We start from the raw sequence: 20935 nt of genomic DNA, 5'->3' as shown, positions 1-20935 counted from the left end.
CTTCTACCCTCCGAAGTATTCCGCCCAGGGCACCCTCACGAACCTGCCATCCTCCACCGCCGCTTCGGACTCCGTCCCGCCGTCGACCACCGCGCCTGACTCCGTGCGCACGGTCTCCTTCGCCAGCTTTTCCCAGTCGTGCAGGAAGATACGCTCGTAGTACTCCGCCATCGGGGCGTCCTCGATGAGGATGCTCGCGTCGCGGTTGACCTGCACGCCCTGGTTGGTCACGTTGTGGCTGCCCAGCAGCACGATCTTCGAATCGACGACGATGCCCTTGGTGTGGCAGCCCGCCTGGATGCGCACGCGATCCATGTTGAAGCCGGCGAGCTGGAGCGACTCGAGCTTCTTGCGAACGGGACCGATGTTGCGGAAGATCATCCGCACGTCGAGGCTTTCGTCGCGCGAGTACTCCGCCAGCAGTTCCATGAGCTCCGCGAATTCCTCGGTGGGAGCCTTTACGGGGTTGAGCGACTGGTTCTGGAAATACAGCTTCTTCGCGGGACGCCTGCGCAGCAGGTCCAGTACAACGGGCAGGTAGTTGTCGGGCGTGAGGATCGGCTGCACGGTCGCCGGCCTGCTTCGGGTGAAGGTGCGTTTGAGCGGCGGGAAGACTTCCAGGTCCACGCGCGCCGCCTCTTCGGCTTCGAGGAATTCCGACACAGGCACGAGCACGTCGGGCATGGCGACGGCGGCGGCCTCTTCCTGGGGACGGCCGAGCGCTGTGCGGTAGTCGTGTTCCAGAAAAGCCTGGAAGGTCTTGGCGAGCTCTTTGTTTTCGATGACGACGTGCCATTCGCGGTTGTACTTCGGGATCAGCCTGCGGTCTGCGTCGGCGGCGAGGAAGTCGTAGTCGGGCTGGTTGGACGACTGCCAGTTGCCGCTGGACAGCCAAAACGCGCTTTGGTCGCGCACGGCCACCTTGATGTGATAGGCGCTGGCGAAGGTCTGCCCCGCGCCCGTCCGCGCAAAGGTACTGGTGAACCGCGAGCCCGCGGCCCGCTTCAAGCCGCGCACGATCTTATCTTCGGTGAAGTCGCCCGCCTTGGTGGAGTCGACGTCGTCTTCCGCGGGCAGCGACTCCTTCGGACCGAGCGTCTGCGTCCACGTGACGGCCGAATCCTTCAGCGCCGAGCGGATCGCCGTGTAGATGTGGGGCGCCGTGAAGTCGTACATGCCCAGGACCATGGATTCGCTGGTTGCCAGCAGGAAAGGCTTCAGCACTGACCAGCCGGCGTCGGGCGAAACGCAGCAAATGATCGTCATGGCGGCGGTCACGGGGTCGAGCCGCACGCCGCGTGGAGGCTCATAGGTGATGGCCGGAACTGCTTCGGTCGACTCGTCGTCGGGCAGCTGAATCGATTCGATCAGCGGGATGTCGGCGGATGAAAGTAGCGCAGCCGCTTCCGTGCCCAAGGCGCGCATCTGCTCGAGCGGGTCGGCTGCGACCACGTCGCACGGCACGCCGTCGAGGTCGGTCGGCGCGCGGGCCGCGCACTCGTTACCCGGGGCGAAAGCGACGACAACACAAGGCGTGTTCGTGATCTTCCCGGCCCGGAACAGATAGCCAGCACGCACGGCCAGCGCGCCCATTTGATGCAAGCGTGCCCGGTGCTTGGCGGCTGCGGCGATGGCTGCTGCCAGCGGCTGTATCGACACCCTGCGGCTGGACGGGCGTGGCCTGGGAATAGCGACTTCGCCAAGCACGGAACGGATGCTCGCGCCATCGACGCGGACCTTCGCGGTGCCGGCCTGAACGTAGTAGCCGTGGCTGTCCCTGCGCAGCTCCGCCGCCGTTGCTTCCGCTGCCGTGGAGGGTGGTTCGGCCCGTGGCGTGCCGGTGTCGGGTTGAGCGTCAGTGCCATCGCGTCCGGGGATGAATCTATCATTGCTCACTGGTGTTCTCCTCGATCCAGACGATCAGGTTCGCAAGCACGGGCGGGCTAATCCGCGTGCCGGAGTTGCCCGCGGTGCTGCCGTTGGTGTGGATGCCCACGGCGATGCGGCCGGTCTGGTCGGTGTTCTGCCAGATGGGACTGCCACTCTGGCCGCCATAGGTGTCGTGGTCGTAGTCGAGGCGGGTCTCGCTCACGCCGATCACAGGCCTTTCGTGGTAGTACTGAAACTTAGCCTGCTCGCGGTCCGCCGGGTAGCCGCTGATCCTTGCCTGTACGCCCTTCAAGGCGGCGTCCGGCAGTGCGCGCACCGAGAAGTTGCCCACCCGCCGCCCGGTTTCGGACTCGGGCAGGAAGATGACGCCGTAGTCGTAGTCCCGACTGTTGGCGTGCACCCACCCCTTGACGGAAGCGAAGCGCGTAGCGGTGATCCAATTGAAAGGCACGTCGTCGCCATACAAGCCCGGCGCCACCCTGATCGACTTGGCCCAGCCGCCTTCCTTGAGCATGTAGACGCAGTGGCCGGCCGTGACCAGCACATTGGGCGCGATGAACCAGCCGGTGCCAACATATTGCGTCCCGGTTGCGGCCTTGATGCGCAGGGCACAGATCTGCCGCCATGGATTGGTGCGGATGGACGCGGGGTCGACCTTCACGCGGTCGTCTTCGCCGAGAACGACCTCGTAAATCATGGCTTCGCGGTTGAAGCTGCCGTCGGCCGCGTCGACGGCGGTCGCCGTCTCCATGGGCGCGCCCGATTCGGCGATGAAGCCTTCGTCGATACGCTTTGCCTTGAGCGGCCGGTAGTACTTGAGCTCAGCTACTTCGGTGACCAGTGTCGCTTCAACTGCGGATTCTCCGACGACCTCCCAGCTTCCCACCCTTGCGTGCATGTCCATGGGCATGGTGTTCTCCTAGTGTGCGCTGTTATACAGCTCACTATGACGCGCTGCTTCGCTAAAAATAGGGATGACTAGTTGGCCGTTGCATGGTAGTTTTTAGAATTCGAACGCTTATGCGCTAACCACTGTCAGCGCCGACAGGTCCCCAGGAGGTCCCTTCTATGAGCCACGGCCAGTTTTCCGGCAACCCGACCACCGAATGGATGGAGGAGGTCGACCCCGACCGCGGCATGAAGCTGTTAGCGGAGTTCTCCTTCGTCGACCCCGACGGGCGTAAGTGGGTAGCGCCGAAGGATTCGGTCGTCAACGGAGCGAGCATCCCCGAAGCGCTTTGGTCGTCGGTGGGCAGCCCGTACACGGGCGACTACCGCCGTGCCTCCATCGTCCACGACATCGCGTGCGACACACCCACGGTAAACCGGGCCGAGGCGGACAAGATGTTCTACTTCGCCTGCTTGGCCGGCGGCTGCTCGAAGCCGCAGGCCAAGCTACTTTACGCAGGCGTGCGAATTGGTGCGTGGAGGTCGAGCCTGTTGCCCGAAGGCTATGTGCCCGAAGCCGCCGCGCTCCCCGAGCCGAAGCTGCCCAGCCAGCACACCATCGACGCACTCGTGGTGCGGGCGAAGTACACGCTGATCGCTCAGAAGCTGGCCGAGACACCGGACGACTTCGAGGCGATCGAGGCGGCGGTGGACAGCGAGATCGCAAGGTAAGCGGCGGCGCGTCCTGCAGCGCCGTTCAGCGCTCCGCGATGTAGTGCTGCATTGTCACGATCTCGCCTTTCCGCAGGAATTCGCGCATGCGCGCCTCCATGCCTTGAACGCTCCGGGTCGAATGCGTTCATCGCAGTCGATAGTGAGCAACCGATGCAAGCAATGGCCGCTTCGGTCGATTGGGCGAATAGGGCAGAACGCCGGTCGATGCAGCAAGTCTGTTGCATCCTCCGGTCAAATCGGCACTGCAAAACTGTCCTTTGAAGGCCGAACTGTGAGATCCCAAAAATTTTCAGACCCATATGACTGAACTGAGCACGTAGGAGAGTTCAACTTCTGCGCGAGGGTTTGCGTGCCGGCTTTGCAGGTTTGTTCAGGATTGCCTGATTCTTCCTGCGCAGCAAGCCGCCTTCCGATGTGGGAGCGTTCGTGGCAACGACTCCCTCGAAAAGCACAGGTAATGTCGTCCCCAAGCTGTGGCAGAGGGTCGCCAGGGTCATCAGAGAGGGGTTGATGTAACCCCCTTCGAGCTTGGAGATTCGAGACCGCTCGACCTCGGCGTCGAAGGCCAAGGCCACTTGGGTCTTGCCTGCAGCAAGTCTGAGTTTCTTCAAGTTCTTCCCCAGCGCCTGCGTTACCGCATTGGGCAGTGTCCCGATCGCCGGTTCTGGTGGAGGCGTCGTTTTTCGACTGGCATCTTTCATCGCCGTCGAGGGTCAAGAAATGTGCACCTCAAGGAAACGTCTTAAAGGACACATGTGGGAAAATGTGTTCTATAAGACATGTTTGCTCTGGCTTGAGAAATCTGCCGTTTGCAGACCGGCAAGGGAGCGCTGCCGAAAACCAACTTCGTTTTACGACCAGGAGATTTCCGATGACCAACTTCGTCCACTGCCGCGGCTGCGGCCACCAGATCCACGAAACCGCCCCCACGTGCCCCAAATGCGGTGCTCCGCAGGTGATCGCCGCGCAGGCCGCACCCAGCGCGATGGCGCCGCTGGCGTCCTCCCTCGCCAGCTATGGGCCGATCCCCTGGTATCGCCAGCGTTGGGCCTTGATCTGCATCTTCTTGTTGTTCGCGCCGGCCGTGGCCGTCATTGCCTGGACGGGCGAGCTCTACTACATCGCGCGTGGGACCGTGAAGACCTTCCCCAAGAGCGTGAAGGTCGTCATCACCGGCATGGCCATCTTCTTGTTGATCGCCGCGGGCTCCGACGAGGAGGCCCTCCAAGGCTTCGCCGGCATGCTGCTCATCGGCATGGCCATTGGCCTGTCGCTGCGCAAGTGAGCAAGGCTTCAGTTTTCAATCCACTTCTTCCCGAATCCCATGAAACAGATCCTCAAGGCGCTCTTGGCGCCGTGCATAGCGATTGCGTCGGCGATGCTGCTGGCTGCCTGCAGCCCCTCCACCCTGGACTTCCGCAACGCCGAAATCGTCAACGGCAAGCTCTACCGTTCAGGCTCGGACAAACCCTTCTCGGGCCACGTCACCAACGTGCCCGAGCGCACCGTGCTTGCTGGCCACCAGGAGTACTACCCCTATCAGTCCGCTGTCTCGAACGTGTTGAACGCGCTGGGCATCACCGCCAACTACTTCGGCGTGCAATCGCTGTGCGACGTCGATGCCGAAGAGGGGGTGCTGGACGGTCGCGTGGTGTGCCGCATGGGCGCCGGTCGCTTCCTGGCTTATGAGATGGGCTTCGACAAGGGTGTCCTGGACGGCCCCATCAAGACCTACTACCCCAACAAGGAGGACAAACTGCTGGCCGAGGCCACCTACGACGACGGCGTGCTGGACGGGACCATGAAGGTCTACGGCCTGGCGACCGGTCGCCAGGTTCTTCAATCGACCTGGAAGAAGGGTAAGCCTGAAGGCAAGGAAGAGATAGTCGACGACGAGAGCGGCAAGCTGTTCAGCCGGGTTTTCTACACCAAAGGCGTCGTGCAGGGCGAGATCGTGCGCTACGTGCGAGGGACCGACCGGCTGGCCTATCGTGCCAAGGTGGTTGACGGGATGAAGGACGGCCTCGAAGAAAAGTTCGACCCCTTTTCCGGCAAGCTCGAGGAGCGCCGGGAGTGGAAGATGGGCAAGCCCCATGGCGATCTGGTGCGCGCCAAGCTGGACGCGGACAACAAGCCGACGGACGAACTGGCGCTCGTGGCCCGGTACGACAACGGCGTGGAGGTGCCGTTGAAGGCGGCCGCGGCGCCAGCGGCTGCAACCAATGTCCAGGGCTGCGTGGACACGCGGGTCGTCGCCTTCCGGATCCAACAGGGCGATGACGAGGTGATCACCGCCGATCAACTCGGCGAGTGGGAGGCCGAATGCCGAGAGGGCAAAAAGCCCTGACAGATTCCCCGAGCAGCCTGGCGTCCAAGCCGCCATTTTCTCGTTCACCTCAAGCCGCCTTCGGGCGGCTTTTTCGTTTCCGAACCCATTGCGGCCCGGCACGGCGAACAGGCCGTCCGGGCTCTATGCCGCTGCGTCCTCGCAGCGCGCCTCAACCCCCTCCCAATCACCCCTCAAAAAGGAGCCTTTCACCTTGTCTTACCTTCAATGTCCCCAGTGTGGCTCGGACCGCATCGAAACCCGAGACGTCGCCCAGCGTACCGGCGGCACCCTGGGCGGTCTTGCCGGCGCTGCCGGCGGCATCGCAGGTGCGCTGCGCGGCGGTCGCACCGGCTTCGCGCTCGGCATGGCCGCGGGTCCCATCGGCGGAAGCGTCGGCACCGTGATCGGCGTCATCCTCGGCGGCCTGGGCGGCGGTGCCCTTGGCACCGAGGTCGGCGCCATCTTCGGCCGTGTCGTCGACGACCGTGTCCTGAACAACTGCCGCTGTACGGCCTGCGGCCACAGCTTCAGCGGCCGGCGCGGTGTCTCCGAGCCACCGTTCTCGCCTTCGCCTCCGGTGTCCCCGGGACCGTCCGGATCACCGTTCGGCATGGGACCCGATCACGCGGGCTTCGACGACGATCACGACCCGGACTTCGATCACCTCTGATCGCTGCGCCACGCGCATCCATGCCGTCTCCGCTGCGGCATCGGCCATTGCTTTTTTCCTGAGCCCTCGCTCACTTCCCCTTCGTACGCGCACGCGCCCCAGCGCACCTCTGCGACTTCACGCGCAGAGGCCTCGTCACGCGCGTCTTCCACCCAAGCAACCACCTATGGCACATCTCATCGAAACAATGGCCTTCACCGGCGACACCCCCTGGCACCTGCTCGGCCATCGGCTCCCGCCGAAGCAACCGATCGAGGTCTGGGCCCGCAGCGCCGGCATGGACTGGACCATCCGCGAAACCCCCGTGCGCTACATGACCGAGGGCCCGGAGACAGTCCCATCGCTCCAAACCCTGGAAACCTTCCAGGACCACAAGGTCCTCTACCGCAGCGACACCCAGGCCCCCCTGTCCGTCGTGAGCAGCCGCTACCAGGTCGTGCAGCCTCGGGCTGTGCTCGAGTTCTACCGCGACCTCACCGAGATCGGCGGCTACGAGATGGAAACGGCCGGCGTTCTCAAGGCCGGACGCAAGTTCTGGGCACTGGCACGCACCGGCAAGCAGGCCGTCCTTAAAGGCTCGGACATCGTCGACGGCTACCTGCTGCTTGCCACCTCCTGCGATGGCACCCTCGCCACCACCGTCACCCCGACGACGGTCCGGGTCGTCTGCAACAACACCTTGTCCATCGCGCTGGACGGCACCAGCCATGCGATTCGAGTGCCCCACAACACCCGCTTCGATGCCGATGCCATCAAGCGCAAGCTGGGGATTGCCGTCTCCCAGTGGGACCACTTCATGCACCGCATGAAGCAGCTGTCCGAACGCAAGGTCAAGGGCAAGGAATCCCTGGACTACTTCCTCCAGGTGCTGTGCGGATCGAACGCCAGCGACGTTACCCGCGAGCAGCGCGGCACCGGACAGCCGGGCCTGCCGCATGACCGTGCCCTAAAGAAGGTGCAGGTGCTCTACGAGGGCAGGGGCCGAGGCGCCGAGCTCGCAGCGGCCAAGGGAACGGCCTGGGGCCTACTGAACGCGGTGACCGAGTTCGTCGACCACGAGCGCCGGGCCCGCAGCCGCGAGTACCGGCTCGACAGCGCCTGGTTCGGTCAGGGCGCGGCGATCAAGCAGCGCGCCCTCGCGCATGCACTTCAGCTTGCGGCTTGAAGCCCGTTCTCAGGGCATTTACACCCCCCGTCCCCCCAAAAGAGGTCGCTCTCCTTCACTGGAGGAGGCCCTTTTGTCGGTCAGACATCGGAACCTTCAAAGGAAAAAATCATGGTCAATACACGTGCGGAGCGTCTGAGAACGCCGCGTCCGGCAGGGCGGCCATTGCTCCAGTTGGTCGAGCCGCCACAGACACAAGACCAAGAGACGGCAGGCGATCGCTGGTCGAACATGCGAGAGGCAAGCCTCGGCAGCCTCGACGCCGCCGCGGCCCTCGGCCACGACCCCTTCAAATCCCAGGTCCGCCTCTGGATGGAGAAGACGGGCAGGCAGGATCTGCTGCATCCTATCCGGCTCGAGAACGACAGCCACGCGTACTGGAGCCGGCTGCTCGAGCCGATCGTGGCCGCCCACTACACCCTCCGGACCGGACGCAAGGTGCGGCGCGTCAACACCACGCGGCAGCACCCCGAGCATCGCTGGATGTCCGCCACCGTCGTTCGCGAAGTCGTTGCCTCACCCGAGGTCCAGCTGCTCGAGTGTTTGTCGGTCGGCATGCAGATGGCCCCGCTGTGGGCCTTCGGCGTTCCCGAGTACATCCGGCTTCGGGTCCTGCACCAGCTGGCGGTCACGGGCGCGCGCGCCGCCGATGTGGTCGTACTGCTGGGCGGCCAGGACCTGCAGGTCTATCGCATCGAACGCCAGGAAGCCGAAATCGCGCGGCTCATCCGGCAGGAGCAGGCGTTCTGGCGCCACGTCGAGCGCGACCAGGCGCCGCCTGCGCTGGACGGTGACGGGCCAACGCTCTGAGGGCCCGGGCCCTCAGCGTGGTCGCCCGAACGGCCACCACCGCCAGCGCCCCGTTGTCCTCGCCTCGAGCGGCCGCAGGTCCAGGGTGTCGTAGCTCGTGAACGGCGCGCCGGCGCGCCGGCGCAATTCCCTCTCGAGCTCATGCGCGATACCGCGGGCGTGAAGGTCTCCGGCAAGTGCCTTCCTGCGCCACTCGGTCGCCATCGTGCTCAGCACCTCGTCGGGCAGCTCCTGCTGTGTCGTCATGCCCGGATTGTGCCGTCTGGGTTCGCCGCCAGAGGGCCATCTGTGCGCGCAGAAGGGCGGTGTGGTTTTTCTTCTCTTCCCAGCGCGCGCTTTTCTTCTTCTCTTTCTTGCAGTCCCACCAGAAATATGAACAACGAATCAACGTCTCGCCCTCTGGCCGATCTCGGGCCCGTCGCGGTCCTGTCGGCGAGCCTTCATCGCTACATCGCCAGGACGCTTCGCGTCAGCGCTCTCCATCTGCCCTGGGCCGTCGCGCGGCAGCTCCACGCCGAGCACCAGATCCCGCCGGGCGATGGCGCCCCGCCATCCGCGCACGCAGGCCTGCGGCTGATCGAACTCGACGACTTCAACTGGCGGCTGGACGTCACGGCCGACAGCATCGCGGCCGCCCAGGCGCTGGAATGGGCGGACCTGCGCCAGCTGCTGCGGCTCGCGCAGACCTGCCAATGCGAGGCGTTGGAGCTCGCCGGCGACCACCCGCTATTGCCGGCCGCCCTCGCGTTCGAGGTCTTTGCGTGGCCCTGAGTCGGCCCCCCAGTGTTCGCCCTGCGTCCATTCGTCCCTTCACCCACCCATCCACCCATCCACCAGCCCGCCTTGCGCGGGCTTTTTTACGTCCGACCGATGCATCATCTTCTCTCTCACTCCGTCTTCCCGCTCCGGGCCGTCCGTTCCCGACCCCGCGATCTGAATGGCACTCGCCTCGTACCGGCGCCTCCGTCCGCCACAGGGGCCTGACATGGGCACCATCGTCTACCGCGCCACCAAGGACCAGGCCATCCACGACGAGCTGGCCAGCGTCGGCGGCCATTGCACGGTGCTGGCGCACCGCGTGATCGGCAACCGGTTGTGGTTCCTCGCCGAGACCCGCACCGGGGACAACGCCGGCCGCAAATGGATCGGCCTCACGCTCATCGACTGCCGGCATGGCGAGGCGGCCGTCAAGAGCATGGACGAGACCTGCGGGCCTTGCTACTACGACTGTCCGCTCGCGTTCCTCGCGCAGGCGGACGCGCCCACGGGCCCGTATGCCGGCGCCTGGCGCGAGCAGGTGCGCGCTTTCCACGCGAACCGGATGGCTAGGCGGGCGGCGATCCGGCCCGGCGTGCGCATCACGTACGGCGACTGCATCTACGTGCTGCGCCGCAGCCTCGGACGTCGGGGCTGGGACGTCGCGCGCGAGAGCGACGGCCTGGTCTTTCGCCTGAAATCCCGACAACTCGGCCGCGCCACGGTGCTGCCATCCCAGGAGATCCTGACATGAATACCCACTTCCAGCGGCACGAGACGGTGCCGCCTCACACCCGCAACCTCGCGGCGACCGACCAGTTCAAGTGGTCGGCCGAATTCGAGGTGCCGGCGATCGGCACCGACGTCCTGATCCGCATCAACGACATCGGTCGCGCCCAGGTCGTGGGCTATGCGACGCAGGACGGCTACCTGGGCGTGATGACCGTGCCTTACAGCCCGCCGGCCTGGTGGGTGCGCCAGAACGGGCCGGCCGGCCTCGGGAACCCGGCGCTGGCTTTCGGGGCCAAGATCTCTCCGGTCACGTCGAAGGAGAAGACGCCATGAGCGGCCTGTCCCTGGTGTTCACGGCGGACGTCGATGTCTTCGATGCAGCGGCCTTGCGCCGTGCGGCATGCGCGCAGGCGTCCAAGGAAGGACTCACCGAGGAGAGTTGGGCGTCCCTGCGCCAAGGCATCGCGAGCGACCTGATCATGCTGCTCGACCCGGGTTCGATCCCGGGTGCGGGCTTCGAGATCCGGCACTCGGTGTGCGAGGCGAGCGGAGACGGATCATGAAGCGATCATTACCCTCAACCAATGTCGAGTTCGTCACGGACCTGATGGCGTTCAGCGCCCATGGGGCGTTGATCCAGGCCTTTGTGATCCAGGCGCTGGACCGGTATTCGCAAATGGTCGTGGCCGCCACGCCCGAAGCCTTGGACACCGCGCTCGTGAGTGGCCATGCCTGGCATGGCTGCGCTGTGGAGGTGCGCAGGAAGCTCGCGCAGAGGCTTGGCGAAGAGGAGCCCGAGGTACTGGGGCCGATTTCCGAGGAGCCCAATTCCGAGGATTCCTCTTCGTCTTCCGCCACCTAAAGCCAATCACGTCGCGATCAGTCGCTCGACCCGAGTGCCGCCCTGGCGCTCGCATTTGGCCGTCCCTGGCTTTTTTGCACCTTCGGGTCCTTTTTTGTCTCTGCGCGCCCCGAATCCCTCGAGCCCTTGAGGCGGGGAGGAGGGCGCGCGTTCCTTCCCTTCGCCGCTCCCGCGGCACCTCCAACAGAGGAGCTCACCTTGGCCTCCATGCATTCGTGCGGCCGACCGCCGCGATCCGTCGCTTCGGCCGCACCGCCATCGCCTTTCACCTATCACTTCACGCGCATTAGCCGCAATGCGAAGACCGGACCAATGCCGGTCACCACAACGAGTGCGAATTCATGTCCACCGGACTGCAGCCTCAAGCGCAACGGCTGCTATGCGGAAAGTGGCCCCCTGGCGCTGCACTGGCGAGTCGTCTCGGAAGGAGGACGCGGCGGCAGCTTCGACGAACTGCTTCAGGACATCGCCACGCTTCGGCGCCATGCCCTGTGGCGGCACAACCAGGCGGGGGATCTGACGCCATTTTCGCCCGGCGTGATCGACGGCAGGTTGCTCGCGAAGCTAGTGCAGGCGAACAAGGGACGGCGCGGATTCACCTACACCCACTATGCACCCACGGCGGCGAACGGCGCGGCCATTCGCAGGGCCAACGAACTTGGCTTCACAGTGAACCTGAGCGCGGAGACGCTCGCGCAGGCGGATGCCCATGCGGAGCTTCGGATCGCACCGGTTGTGGTCATCCTGCCGGGCGGCACCACAAAACCAATGCGAACTCCCGGAGGGCGCCATGTCGTCGTGTGTCCCGCCAGCCTTAGCAACACCGACTGCCTCAACTGCGGCATCTGCCAGCAACGTGATCGCGTTGCGATCATGGGGTTCCCGGCGCACGGGAGCGGTGCGAGGCATGTGCAGGGGGTTTTCTTCGCAGGGCAAGTCTCTTGAGAAAGACCGACGAAACCCCAGGCGCAGATCCTACGGAGGACATGCCCGTGCTGGACGAGGAATTCCTCCTGCAGGTAGACCGAGCCATGTTGGCTTGCAAGCAGTCCGACCCGCATCGACTGGAGCAAGTTCGGCGTGCGGCTGAGGAGGAAGCGCGGTTGGTCAACATGACGAACGTGCATGGGCTCGAGCAACGCGGTCACGGCCGCAACGGAGTGAGATAAGTGCGAGCCTGGGCATTTCTTCATCGTGAAGGAATAGCCTGGGCTCCCACGAGTTGTCTATTTTTTTGCTTGAGGCGCTCAGTTTCTGCGTCAAGAGGGCGGAACGCTCACGCAATCTGCTCGGCGACGAGCCCCGGTCGCACGAGCCGGTGAACGCCGGTGCCGCTGAATAAAGCTGCCACTGGAAGCGCTGGATGCAGAGAGATATTGTGGATGAGAGTGTGCGAAAAATCACATTCCGCTGCGCATAGGCACGCCACGCGCTCGCCTTCGTATCATGATGTTACCGTTGATGCAGAACTACAAAACTGAGCGGCAGCGAGGATCGATTGGGAATCGGACATCTTGGCCTGGAAGTTCGCGAGCGAGAACCTACCCCCTTGGATTCGCTCATCGTCAACGAGTCGCAAGAAGCGTTTCTGGCGCGCTGCGGCGAATGACCGTCTTTTCCGGTGCAGGTCGCTGCGCGCTCAGCACGGAAAATCTTCCGCTACTCTGAACGCGCGCGCCTTTGACTAGAGGCACCGTCGGTTCAGTCAAAGGTAAACGATGTCTGAAGCTGAACCCTCCGTTTTTCAAAGCAACCTGCCCTTGGAGGCAAAGCTTGAGCGTGCTCGGATGGAGTTGCTCGATCTCTCTGCGCGAAACCGTCTTCTACACGTCCCTCGCTTTTCGAAAAGTGCCAAGACCATCGACGTTGTCGACGAGAGGTCGGCGGAAGTATTTCGTCTCTTGGTTCGCGAGAACAAGGCATTCACTTTTATCGCTGGCCGGCCGGACCGGGTTGGGAGCGATATAGAGGACGATGCTGAGGACGAGATATCGGCCGTGGAACTGGCGCAACCAGAGGAAGAGGAAGGAGATGCTGATGGGCGCGGCGTGTTTGTTCGACATGCCGATACCAAGCTCCAAACCAGGATGACTCCAAAGGGTCTGCAAAAGCGCCTTCTGGATCTCTATCACGATGCTCGAACTCTTGAAGAAGAGCAGGGGGTGAACATCCTGTTCCTAGCGCTCGGCACCCTGAATTGGATCGATCCAAACAAGAAGGAAAACGTTCGCCATGCACCACTGGTCTTGGTGCCCGTGAGCTTGGAGCGAGGGACCGCGGGCGAGAAATTTCGCCTTCGAATGCGCCCGGAGGATCAAACTTCGAATCTCTCACTCGAGGCCTATCTCGATCGCGTCCATTCCCTCAAGCTCCCGGCCTTCGAAGGCGGCGACGAGTTTGACCCCGCAGCGTATCTCTCCGCGGTCGCGGAAGCTGTCTCCACAAAGCCAGATTGGACAGTAGTTCCCGACAACATCGTCTTGGGCTTCTTCTCGTTCGCGAAGTTCCTCATGTACAGGGACTTGGACCCTGAAAATTGGCCCGCTGCGGGTAAGCTGACCGAGCAGCCCATGATCCGTTCGCTCCTTGCTGATGGGTTCGAAGGTCGCGAGCCTCTCATGTCAGAGGATTTGCCCATCGACGCTCATATTGAACCGGGGGACATGCTTCACATCGTCGACAGCGACAGCTCACAGACATTGGCCGTTCACGATGTACGTCGCGGCCGCGATCTGGTCATTCAAGGCCCACCGGGGACCGGAAAGTCCCAGACCATCGCCAACGTAATCGCATCCGCGGTTGCGGACGGTAAAACCGTTCTCTTTGTGGCGGAAAAGATGGCGGCGCTCGATGTCGTAAAAAGGCGCTTGGATCAAGCTGGCGTGGGCGACACGTGCTTGGAGCTTCACAGCAACAAGGCGAACAAGCGGATCCTCCTCGACGAGTTGCGGAGAACCTGGGAGTTGGGGTCACCGCGCGGCGAATTCCCTTCCGCATTGACCGCGAAACTCAAGGACGCCCGAGATTTGCTCAACAGCCATGCGTCCCGCATGCATGTCCCTCATCTGCCCTCGACATTGACGGCATTTGACGTCATCGGCCACTTGACCCGCCTCCGCCAAGAGGGACAACGCCCAGTCGATCTCTCGCTCGAGCATGCGATTTCGTGGACACCTGACGATTTTGTAGCTCGTCGTCACCTGCTCCATGAACTCGTCCAACGCATCGAAGACATCGGCTTGCCGGCTCACCATCCTTGGAGAGGGGTGGGCTTGGACATGGTCCTACCCACCGCCGTCGAGCGCCTGACCCCCAAGCTTGACCGTTTGCGCACGCGAATTGAAAGCCTGCGCCGTGAGGTTGCGGAGCTATGCAATCGCCTCGAGTTGGAACCCTTGCCTCAGACATTTGACGAAGTTCGCCGTGTTGGGGAACTCGCCGAGATCGTGGCTACCGCACCCAATTTGTCTGCCGACGCGTTGTCCTCGCCGATATGGAGTGAAGGCTTGGAGCAGATTCGGGAGCTCGTGGAGCACGGACAAGCATTCGAAGGGATGGCCGCTGAGCTTTCGCCACTATTCTCGGCACGGGCACTCGGCACATCCATTGATGGATTGGAGGCTGGATTGGCTTGGCTTCCGATGAACATCTTGCCAGAGGCATTTGACAAGGCACGAGAGCTCGCGACGCTTCTCCCGCAGTTGCGAGCCGCCGCTGAACAGTTGAGGCTAGAACTCGGTTCAGTTGGTGCTATTGATACCTTCGCCGCGATCGGGAAGCTGGCCATTACAGGCGAGCGCGTAGCCGCTGCTCCCGATGCAAGTCCCGATGCCTTCGCTGCGACTGTTTGGGACCACGGCGTTGAGCAGGCAGGAGATCTGGCTGATGCCGTAGCCTCATTGGAAGAAGCACGGCGAGTCATAGGAGATCGTCTGCTCGATGTAGCTTGGACTACCGATGTGAGGACCGCCCGCCAGTTCCTGGCGACAAACACGGGGCTGCTGAAGCATTTCAGTGGCGGTTGGAGACGGGCGAGAGCGCTCGCTCGCTCGCTCGTCAGCGACCAGAATGCGCAGGTCTCCGAGATCGTCAAGCTCCTTGATATCCTCATGAAGGGGCAAAAATCGGCCGCCAAAGTGCGGGACGGTAACGCCTTCGGCGCGGCGGCATTTGGCTCGGATTGGCGTGGTGAACGGTCCAGCAGTGCTCCTTTGCGGGCGCTGGTCGCATGGATGCGCACGTTGCGCGGTTTGGGTGCTGAGCCGCGACTGATTGCCGGCCGATTGGCTCAGCGTTCAGAGGTTGGCGATCGAGCGCTCCAGTTGCGCAAACTTCTGGAACGAACCGAACCATTTTTGGTGCGGTTTTGGGCAGATCTTGAGGGCGCAGCGCCGACTGCCATGAACGGTGCTGCTTCGGTGGAGCGTGCTTCGTTGGAGCTGATTGAAACTCGCATCACTGGGATGGTCTGGGCAGATGAGCTGTCGAGCCGAGTTCTGAGAAGCGTGCCACAAAAGCTAGCCGAACGATTGGATTTGATCCGGCGCCTTGGAGCGTGGCAAGATTTGGCCAAGTCAATCCAGACAGGCGACGAAACTGGTCGCCTGGCGTTTGGTGCTGCGTGGACCGGGCTCACTTCGACCTGGACGCTCCTTTCGTCCGGGGTCAGCTGGATTGCCGGGCACGGTGCGCTTCGCCACCTCGCCGCGAGGCTTCCTGAAAGAGTTGAGATCGCCAAACGCGCGCAGTGCACCGAGCGTGAATCAGAGGCAGCTTCAACCGAATTTTTTGAGGTACTCGCTGCCTTGCAAGCGAATTCACTCGCGCTCTTTGGCGCGCCGTCTCACAACGCAACCCCCTTCGGCGAATTGAGCGACAAGCTTTTCGTCTGGCTCGCAAATACCGAGCAGTTGTCAAAATGGGTAACCTATCGCGAGCGTGCAAACAGGGCTCGAGAAGCGGGTCTGGTTCAACTCGTCGATCGTCTCGCCGATGGAACCTTGGTCGCGAGCGCCGCGCGCTCGACGTTCGAGATGGCGTACTACGAAGCGATGCTCGCCGAACTGATCCAGTCCGATCCGGAAATCGGTCGGTTCGACGGGAACTTGCATGCGAGGCAAGTTCAAGAATTCGCAAGCCTAGACTTGCAGCGTATCAAGGCGGCGAGCATCGAAGTCGTCAGGACCCACCATCGTCAGATCCCGCCTCGTGATGGCGGTGTCGGACCGGTTGGTGTCTTGCGCGCCGAGATGGCACGACGTCGAGGCCATATGCCGATTCGGCAGCTGATGCAAAAGGCGGGGCCAGCCGTTCAGGCGCTGAAGCCGGTGTTGATGATGAGCCCATTGTCGGTGGCGCAATTCTTGACACCCGGCCGCCTGAATTTCGATTTGCTGGTCATGGACGAGGCGAGTCAGATCCAGCCTGTCGATGCGCTTGGCGCGATAGCACGCTGCAAGCAGGTCGTTGTGGTTGGGGACGAAAGGCAGCTTCCGCCAACCAAGTTTTTCTCGAAGATGACCGGATCGCAGGCCGGCGAAGACGAGGACGATGGCACGCCCGTGGCTGATATCGAGAGCATCCTGGGCCTGTTCGTTGCGCGTGGGCTTCCGCAGCGCATGCTGCGCTGGCACTACCGCAGTCGCCATCAATCTTTGATCGCGATCTCGAACAGTCAGTTCTACGAAAACAAGCTCTTCATCGTCCCCAGCCCCTATACCCAAGAGGCTGGCATGGGACTGCGTTTCCATCATGTCCCAGATGGCGTCTTTGACTCCGGAGGTACTGGAACAAATGCCGTTGAAGCTAGGGTGGTCGCTGAGGCCATCATTCGGCATGCCAAGACACACGCGGAGCTTTCGCTTGGTGTCGCAACGTTTTCGGTGTCTCAGCGGCGGGCGATTCAAGACGAATTGGAGCTGCTACGCCGGTTGAACCCGGACACGGAAGATTTTTTCCACGCCCATCCTAGCGAGCCCTTCTTTGCCAAGAATCTTGAGAATGTGCAGGGGGATGAACGCGACGTCATCATGATATCGGTCGGCTATGCCAAGAATGCACAGGGCTACATGGCCATGCGTTTTGGTCCACTCGGTGCCGATGGCGGCGAGCGCCGCCTGAACGTGCTCATCAGTCGAGCCAAGCGACGATGCGAAGTGTTTGCCTCGATGACGGACGATGACATCGATCTCAATCGAGCGAAAGGTAAGGGCGTCTTTGCGTTCAAGTTGTTTCTGCACTATGCGCGGACAGGTCGCCTTTCGGTTGCAAAATCCAGTGGTCGAGAGATGGACAGTGTCTTTGAAGAGCAGGTGGCGAACGCTCTACAGGCAAAGGGATATCAAGTTCATCCTCAAGTGGGAATTGCAGGCTTCTTCATCGATCTTGCCATTGCCGACCCGCAGCGTCCGGGCCGATACCTGGTCGGCATCGAATGCGATGGGGCGTCCTACCATTCTGCGAGATCGGCGAGAGACCGAGACCGTCTTCGCCAGGCGGTACTTGAGGACCACGGCTGGATCATTCATCGCATCTGGAGTACCGACTGGTTCCAGCGCCCAAGTGAACAGCTGGAGAGGACGATTGCTGCCATCGAAGCTGCAAAAATTGAACTGGATGCGCGTCTTGAAACTGGTTTGCATAAGCAGCGCGCCGTTCCCGTCGAAATTATCACTGTTGAACGGGGCGATGTAACGGAGATTGGGCTGTCGGACGTCGCAGAAGCGAGTTCTTTCAATCCTCCTTATGCCGAGGCGGCACCGGCGAGATCGGGACTGTACGAGTTGCACGAGACACCCGTCGGTGTGATGGCGGAGTTGGTTGAGGAAGTCGTGCGAACCGAGGCGCCGGTCCACATCGATGAAGTGATCGCGCGATTGCGCACCGCCTGGGGCCTTCAGCGTGCCGGCGCTCGGATCGAGGCCGCGGTCGAGCACGGTGCCAGTTTGTCGCTAGCTCGAGGCCGCATCATTCGTGAAGGTGCATTTCTTTCCATCCCTGGTACGGAGCCGTTTCCTCGTGACCGAGGCGCCGCTTTGTCGGCCGGGCTGCGAAAGCTAGAGATGATTCCCCCGAGCGAGATCGCCGCGGGTGTGATTCACGTGGTTTCTTCGAACTTCGGAGCAACAGACGACGAGGTCATTCTCACTGTGGCTCGCATGCTCGGATTCAAGGCCACGAGCGTGCAACTTCGCAAGGCAATCTCGGCAACCGTCACAACATTGTTGGAGCGCTCTGAATTGAGGCGGGAGGACAAGATGATCGTCGCCAATAGAGGAGCAGTGGGAACCGTCGCCGCTGCTGGCCGCGTCGCGACCAACGAGGCGGCAGCCTGGTCAGTTTCGCCGCTTGCGGTTCCTGAAGGAAGAGAAAGCTGATGGCTTTGAAGTTTCGAGAAGACAAGGGCTTGTTTGTACTGGCGTTGTCCCGCCACGAGGATTTGGAACGCTTGGCAGATATCCTCACCCTCGACGCGGCCGACGGCCATCGACGCCATGCACAGGAGCTGTTGAAGGACCCAGATTACAAGCGGGCACTGGACGAGGGTGATCTGCGCAAGGCCTGGAAGTCGTTGGCCGCCGAGTTGCAAGCCTATGGTGGCGACTCGATCGCCAACGCCATGCGCAGTCTCGTCAAGGGACATACTGGGATTCTCTACCGCGAGATCGTCACCGATGTCTGTACCCACCTGAAGATCGAGATCAAGTCGGCAGAAGATATCAAGTCTTTGGAAGACCAGTTGCTTGTCGGGGTACTGAGCGGCCAGAAGAAGAACTTCTCGGACGATGAACTAGATCAAATCTTGGATCAGGCAGCGATGAAAGTAGGACCGAGCGAAAGTGGAGGTGGCAAACGAAATTTCGAGGATCTAGTCCATGGCCTTTCGAGCAACGCACAGATTGCCTATCTGGCCGCGATCGTTGCGTCGATGGTTGTTTCGGCAGCTCTCCCATCGTTGGTTCGCTTGACATTGCCAGTTGCATTGGCGGTGGCGGCCCCGCGCGTGGGAGCGGCGTTTGTGCCTGGATTGAATGTAGTCTCCGCAGCTTCAGCGTTGAAGCAGATTACCAGCCTGGCCTATCGCGTTACGCTGCCTGCCGTGTTGGAGGTGATCCGCATTCGCAGACTTGCGCTGCTGGCTTCGCTCAACGAGGAGCGTTTCGCATGAAAGAAATCCTGGGATTGCTAAAGGTCGATCTATCGAAAGTTTCCGCCGATGTGCTGGAAGGCTTGCGGACGAAGACGATGGACCTGTCATATACCAACGGAATGGTTCATTGGGCAACGGGCTCTGGTCGCACCGGCATCGTCGCGCACCTGCCAATGATTCCCGTGAGCCCGAAGGAGTTAGCTTCAGCTGAGCAACTTCTACAGGTAGGTAAGCTCGTAAGAGGGGCACAGTTCGCTTCGGTTGCGGCAACAGCAACGGCCGCCGTCGTGGTCGTCGCGGTGGTTGTGGCTGCAACGATCTACCTGACCGGAAAGATTGATAAGGTAGAAAATGCGATTGCCGAGGTCGCACACTCCATAGGCCAGCAGGATCGGCGCGAGTACCTTAAGTACTTCGAGGACTATGCGGGCGCGGTGAGGTCCGCGCAGGTGATGCTGAATTCGCGTGTGCCGGTGTCTGAAATCAGCCGTATGGCGGAGCTGAGGCTCGACCGTCTGTCCGAGGCACGGCAGCAGATTTTTGGCTTCGTGCGCGGGCTCCAAAGTCTCTACGGTTCATCACAACCGAATCAGGCGCAGTACGCATTGGCCATCGGCTTCATGATTGAAGTGTTGGATCTTGTGCCAGCGGCACTGATTGTGGAGCGCGAACTTTGTCTGGCCGCGGGCATGCCGGGCATGGCCCAACGCTACCGTGAGCAGGTCAGCCGAGAGATCCGTCGAGAGTTGGAAAGCTTTCGCGAGTGGTGCGATGCGCAGTATCGTCAACTGGCCTTGGGGCACGGCGGTTTCCCGGATGTCCTAGCGGAGAACCGGGATCGATTGAAGGCGCTGTTCGGCTCTAGCGCACACGACATTCTGCTAAGTGACCCCCTAGCTCCGTTCTTTGCGACGGCCGCCTCAGCCGCTGGCCCGGAGGAACAGGCGAGCCATGAGCGTCCAGCAAACACAATGAATCGGGACAAGACTGCCTGAGCGCTATCAATAACGAGCATTGACGATGTTTCAGGGCGAGACTGTGGCAACCTGCCAGCCAATGTGCTCTGGCAGGTTGCCCCTCCTCTTCGCCGTCTTTTTTTGAGATGTGGACGAGAAATGCGCCCGACGCTACCGTTCAAGCTCGCAACATAGGTCAGCGATACTTCTTTTTCTTGGCGCTGCGTGTGTAGTCGCAACGGGGAAATCGGCTACAACTGCTGAACATTCCGTAGGGCCCTTTGCGGGGCACGAGACTACCTTGCTTGCATTCCGGGCAAACTTGCGTGTCAGTGCTCACGCCGTCGAGGGCCGTCGGCGCAATCTGAAAATCCTGCATGAGCTCCGTCAGGAACGGCGACTCTCGATATCGAAGGGTTACCAACGTGACGCTGCGCCGCGCGCGCGTCAGGGCGACGTAGAAGAGGCGACGCTCCTCCGCCATGGGAAATGTCTCGGGGCTGGGCATGGCAAGTTGCAGCACAGGGTCATCCACAATGCTGCTCGGGAAGCCATAGGAGCCAGTCGCCAGCCGCGGAAGCAAGACATAGTCCGCCTCCAGGCCTTTGGAGCCGTGGATGGTGAGGAATGACACATCGAGAGCATCTGCCAGGTCATCCCAGGCCGAGACGCTTTCCTTGTCGCGACGGTAGCGGCCCAGCACATAGACGCTGACTTTTCCGGTCTTGTTCCTCTCCACGGTGCCGGCGCGGATCTCCTGCGCCAACTGTGAGAGCACGTGACGGACTGCGCCGCGGATGAATTGAGGCTCATCCACCTGAATGGCGCGCACGGCGGGGGCGAATTCCTTGGTGGACGACTTCACCCGCTTGGAGATCTGTCCCGTGTTCTTCAAGACGTAATAGTCCGACGAAGGCCGCCCTTGCCTGATGCGCAGGCTGCGGGAAGCATCTGACCCGAATCGCAGACCCGCTTGGAGGTGTGCGCTAAAGG

The 20935-nt window shown here is 62.1% G+C and carries 20 protein-coding genes; 15 read left to right on the top strand and 5 right to left on the bottom strand.

Annotation, left to right across the window (positions count from 1 at the left end; all coding sequences use genetic code 11):
- Positions 1–3: 3 nt before the first annotated feature.
- Positions 4–1896, bottom strand: a complete 1893-nt coding sequence (locus tag BLR24_RS15305) for a phospholipase D-like domain-containing protein (RefSeq protein WP_139188763.1) — start codon at positions 1894–1896, stop codon at positions 4–6.
- On the bottom strand, positions 1886–2800 hold the full coding sequence (locus tag BLR24_RS15300; protein ID WP_093018313.1) for a trypsin-like serine peptidase: 915 nt from the start codon (positions 2798–2800) through the stop codon (positions 1886–1888). The genes BLR24_RS15305 and BLR24_RS15300 overlap by 11 nt, the downstream gene beginning before the upstream one ends.
- A gap of 158 nt (positions 2801–2958) precedes the next feature.
- Between BLR24_RS15300 and BLR24_RS15295 the strand changes: the two genes are divergently transcribed.
- Positions 2959–3510, top strand: coding sequence for a DUF1353 domain-containing protein (locus BLR24_RS15295; RefSeq protein ID WP_093018311.1), 552 nt, complete (start codon positions 2959–2961; stop codon positions 3508–3510).
- A 329-nt stretch (positions 3511–3839) separates the two neighbouring features.
- Here the strand turns inward: BLR24_RS15295 and BLR24_RS15290 are convergent, their stop codons facing one another.
- Positions 3840–4214 (bottom strand): helix-turn-helix domain-containing protein, encoded by a 375-nt coding sequence (locus BLR24_RS15290; protein ID WP_093018309.1) that lies wholly within the window; start codon positions 4212–4214, stop codon positions 3840–3842.
- A gap of 170 nt (positions 4215–4384) precedes the next feature.
- Between BLR24_RS15290 and BLR24_RS15285 the strand changes: the two genes are divergently transcribed.
- The 5 genes from BLR24_RS15285 to BLR24_RS15265 all read left to right on the top strand — a co-directional run bounded on the left by BLR24_RS15285 (position 4385) and on the right by BLR24_RS15265 (position 8487).
- The gene (locus BLR24_RS15285; protein WP_093018307.1) at positions 4385–4798 is read left to right on the top strand and encodes a zinc ribbon domain-containing protein; all 414 of its coding nucleotides are present in this window, start codon (positions 4385–4387) and stop codon (positions 4796–4798) included.
- 39 nt (positions 4799–4837) lie between these two features.
- Positions 4838–5860, top strand: a complete 1023-nt coding sequence (locus BLR24_RS15280) for a toxin-antitoxin system YwqK family antitoxin (RefSeq protein ID WP_093018305.1) — start codon at positions 4838–4840, stop codon at positions 5858–5860.
- Between the two features lie 193 nt (positions 5861–6053).
- Positions 6054–6512 (top strand): hypothetical protein, encoded by a 459-nt coding sequence (locus BLR24_RS15275; RefSeq protein WP_139188762.1) that lies wholly within the window; start codon positions 6054–6056, stop codon positions 6510–6512.
- Between the two features lie 166 nt (positions 6513–6678).
- On the top strand, positions 6679–7677 hold the full coding sequence (locus BLR24_RS15270; RefSeq protein WP_093018303.1) for a DUF932 domain-containing protein: 999 nt from the start codon (positions 6679–6681) through the stop codon (positions 7675–7677).
- Between the two features lie 111 nt (positions 7678–7788).
- Entirely contained in the window at positions 7789–8487 is a 699-nt protein-coding gene (locus tag BLR24_RS15265; RefSeq protein WP_093018301.1) for a YqaJ viral recombinase family nuclease, read from the top strand.
- A 12-nt stretch (positions 8488–8499) separates the two neighbouring features.
- On the opposite strand, the gene BLR24_RS15260 is transcribed toward BLR24_RS15265, so the two are convergent.
- On the bottom strand, positions 8500–8733 hold the full coding sequence (locus BLR24_RS15260; RefSeq protein WP_093018299.1) for a hypothetical protein: 234 nt from the start codon (positions 8731–8733) through the stop codon (positions 8500–8502).
- Positions 8734–8859: 126 nt separating this feature from the next.
- Here BLR24_RS15260 and BLR24_RS15255 point away from each other — a divergent pair, with 126 nt between their 5' ends.
- From BLR24_RS15255 to BLR24_RS15210, 9 genes are all read left to right on the top strand, one after another.
- A complete protein-coding gene (locus BLR24_RS15255; RefSeq protein ID WP_093018297.1) occupies positions 8860–9258 on the top strand; it encodes a hypothetical protein in 399 nt (132 codons plus the stop codon).
- Positions 9259–9424: 166 nt separating this feature from the next.
- A complete protein-coding gene (locus BLR24_RS15250) occupies positions 9425–9997 on the top strand; it encodes a hypothetical protein (protein ID WP_139188761.1) in 573 nt (190 codons plus the stop codon).
- Positions 9994–10308: a hypothetical protein gene (locus BLR24_RS15245; protein ID WP_093018293.1), complete on the top strand. Its 315-nt coding sequence runs from the start codon at positions 9994–9996 to the stop codon at positions 10306–10308. Before BLR24_RS15250 ends, BLR24_RS15245 begins: the two co-directional genes overlap by 4 nt.
- A complete protein-coding gene (locus BLR24_RS15240) occupies positions 10305–10538 on the top strand; it encodes a hypothetical protein (RefSeq protein ID WP_093018291.1) in 234 nt (77 codons plus the stop codon). Before BLR24_RS15245 ends, BLR24_RS15240 begins: the two co-directional genes overlap by 4 nt.
- On the top strand, positions 10535–10837 hold the full coding sequence (locus BLR24_RS15235) for a hypothetical protein (RefSeq protein WP_217636326.1): 303 nt from the start codon (positions 10535–10537) through the stop codon (positions 10835–10837). Before BLR24_RS15240 ends, BLR24_RS15235 begins: the two co-directional genes overlap by 4 nt.
- A 207-nt stretch (positions 10838–11044) precedes the next feature.
- Positions 11045–11782, top strand: a complete 738-nt coding sequence (locus BLR24_RS15230; protein WP_254787364.1) for a DUF7227 family protein — start codon at positions 11045–11047, stop codon at positions 11780–11782.
- Between the two features lie 773 nt (positions 11783–12555).
- Positions 12556–18213 (top strand): DUF3320 domain-containing protein, encoded by a 5658-nt coding sequence (locus BLR24_RS15220; protein ID WP_093018285.1) that lies wholly within the window; start codon positions 12556–12558, stop codon positions 18211–18213.
- Entirely contained in the window at positions 18213–19004 is a 792-nt protein-coding gene (locus BLR24_RS15215) for a YaaW family protein (RefSeq protein WP_093018283.1), read from the top strand. The genes BLR24_RS15220 and BLR24_RS15215 overlap by 1 nt, the downstream gene beginning before the upstream one ends.
- Positions 19001–19981, top strand: a complete 981-nt coding sequence (locus tag BLR24_RS15210; protein WP_093018281.1) for a hypothetical protein — start codon at positions 19001–19003, stop codon at positions 19979–19981. The genes BLR24_RS15215 and BLR24_RS15210 overlap by 4 nt, the downstream gene beginning before the upstream one ends.
- A gap of 157 nt (positions 19982–20138) precedes the next feature.
- On the opposite strand, the gene BLR24_RS15205 is transcribed toward BLR24_RS15210, so the two are convergent.
- Positions 20139–20935, bottom strand: a 797-nt coding sequence (locus BLR24_RS15205) for a 3'-5' exonuclease (RefSeq protein ID WP_217636325.1), incomplete at its 5' end; no start/stop codon positions are given.

The organism is Variovorax sp. OV700, assembly GCF_900099805.1.
Classification (GTDB): Bacteria; Pseudomonadota; Gammaproteobacteria; order Burkholderiales; family Burkholderiaceae_C; genus Variovorax.
The sequence above is the reverse complement of the archived record's forward strand: the minus strand, read 5'-3'. Positions and strand labels throughout refer to the sequence as shown.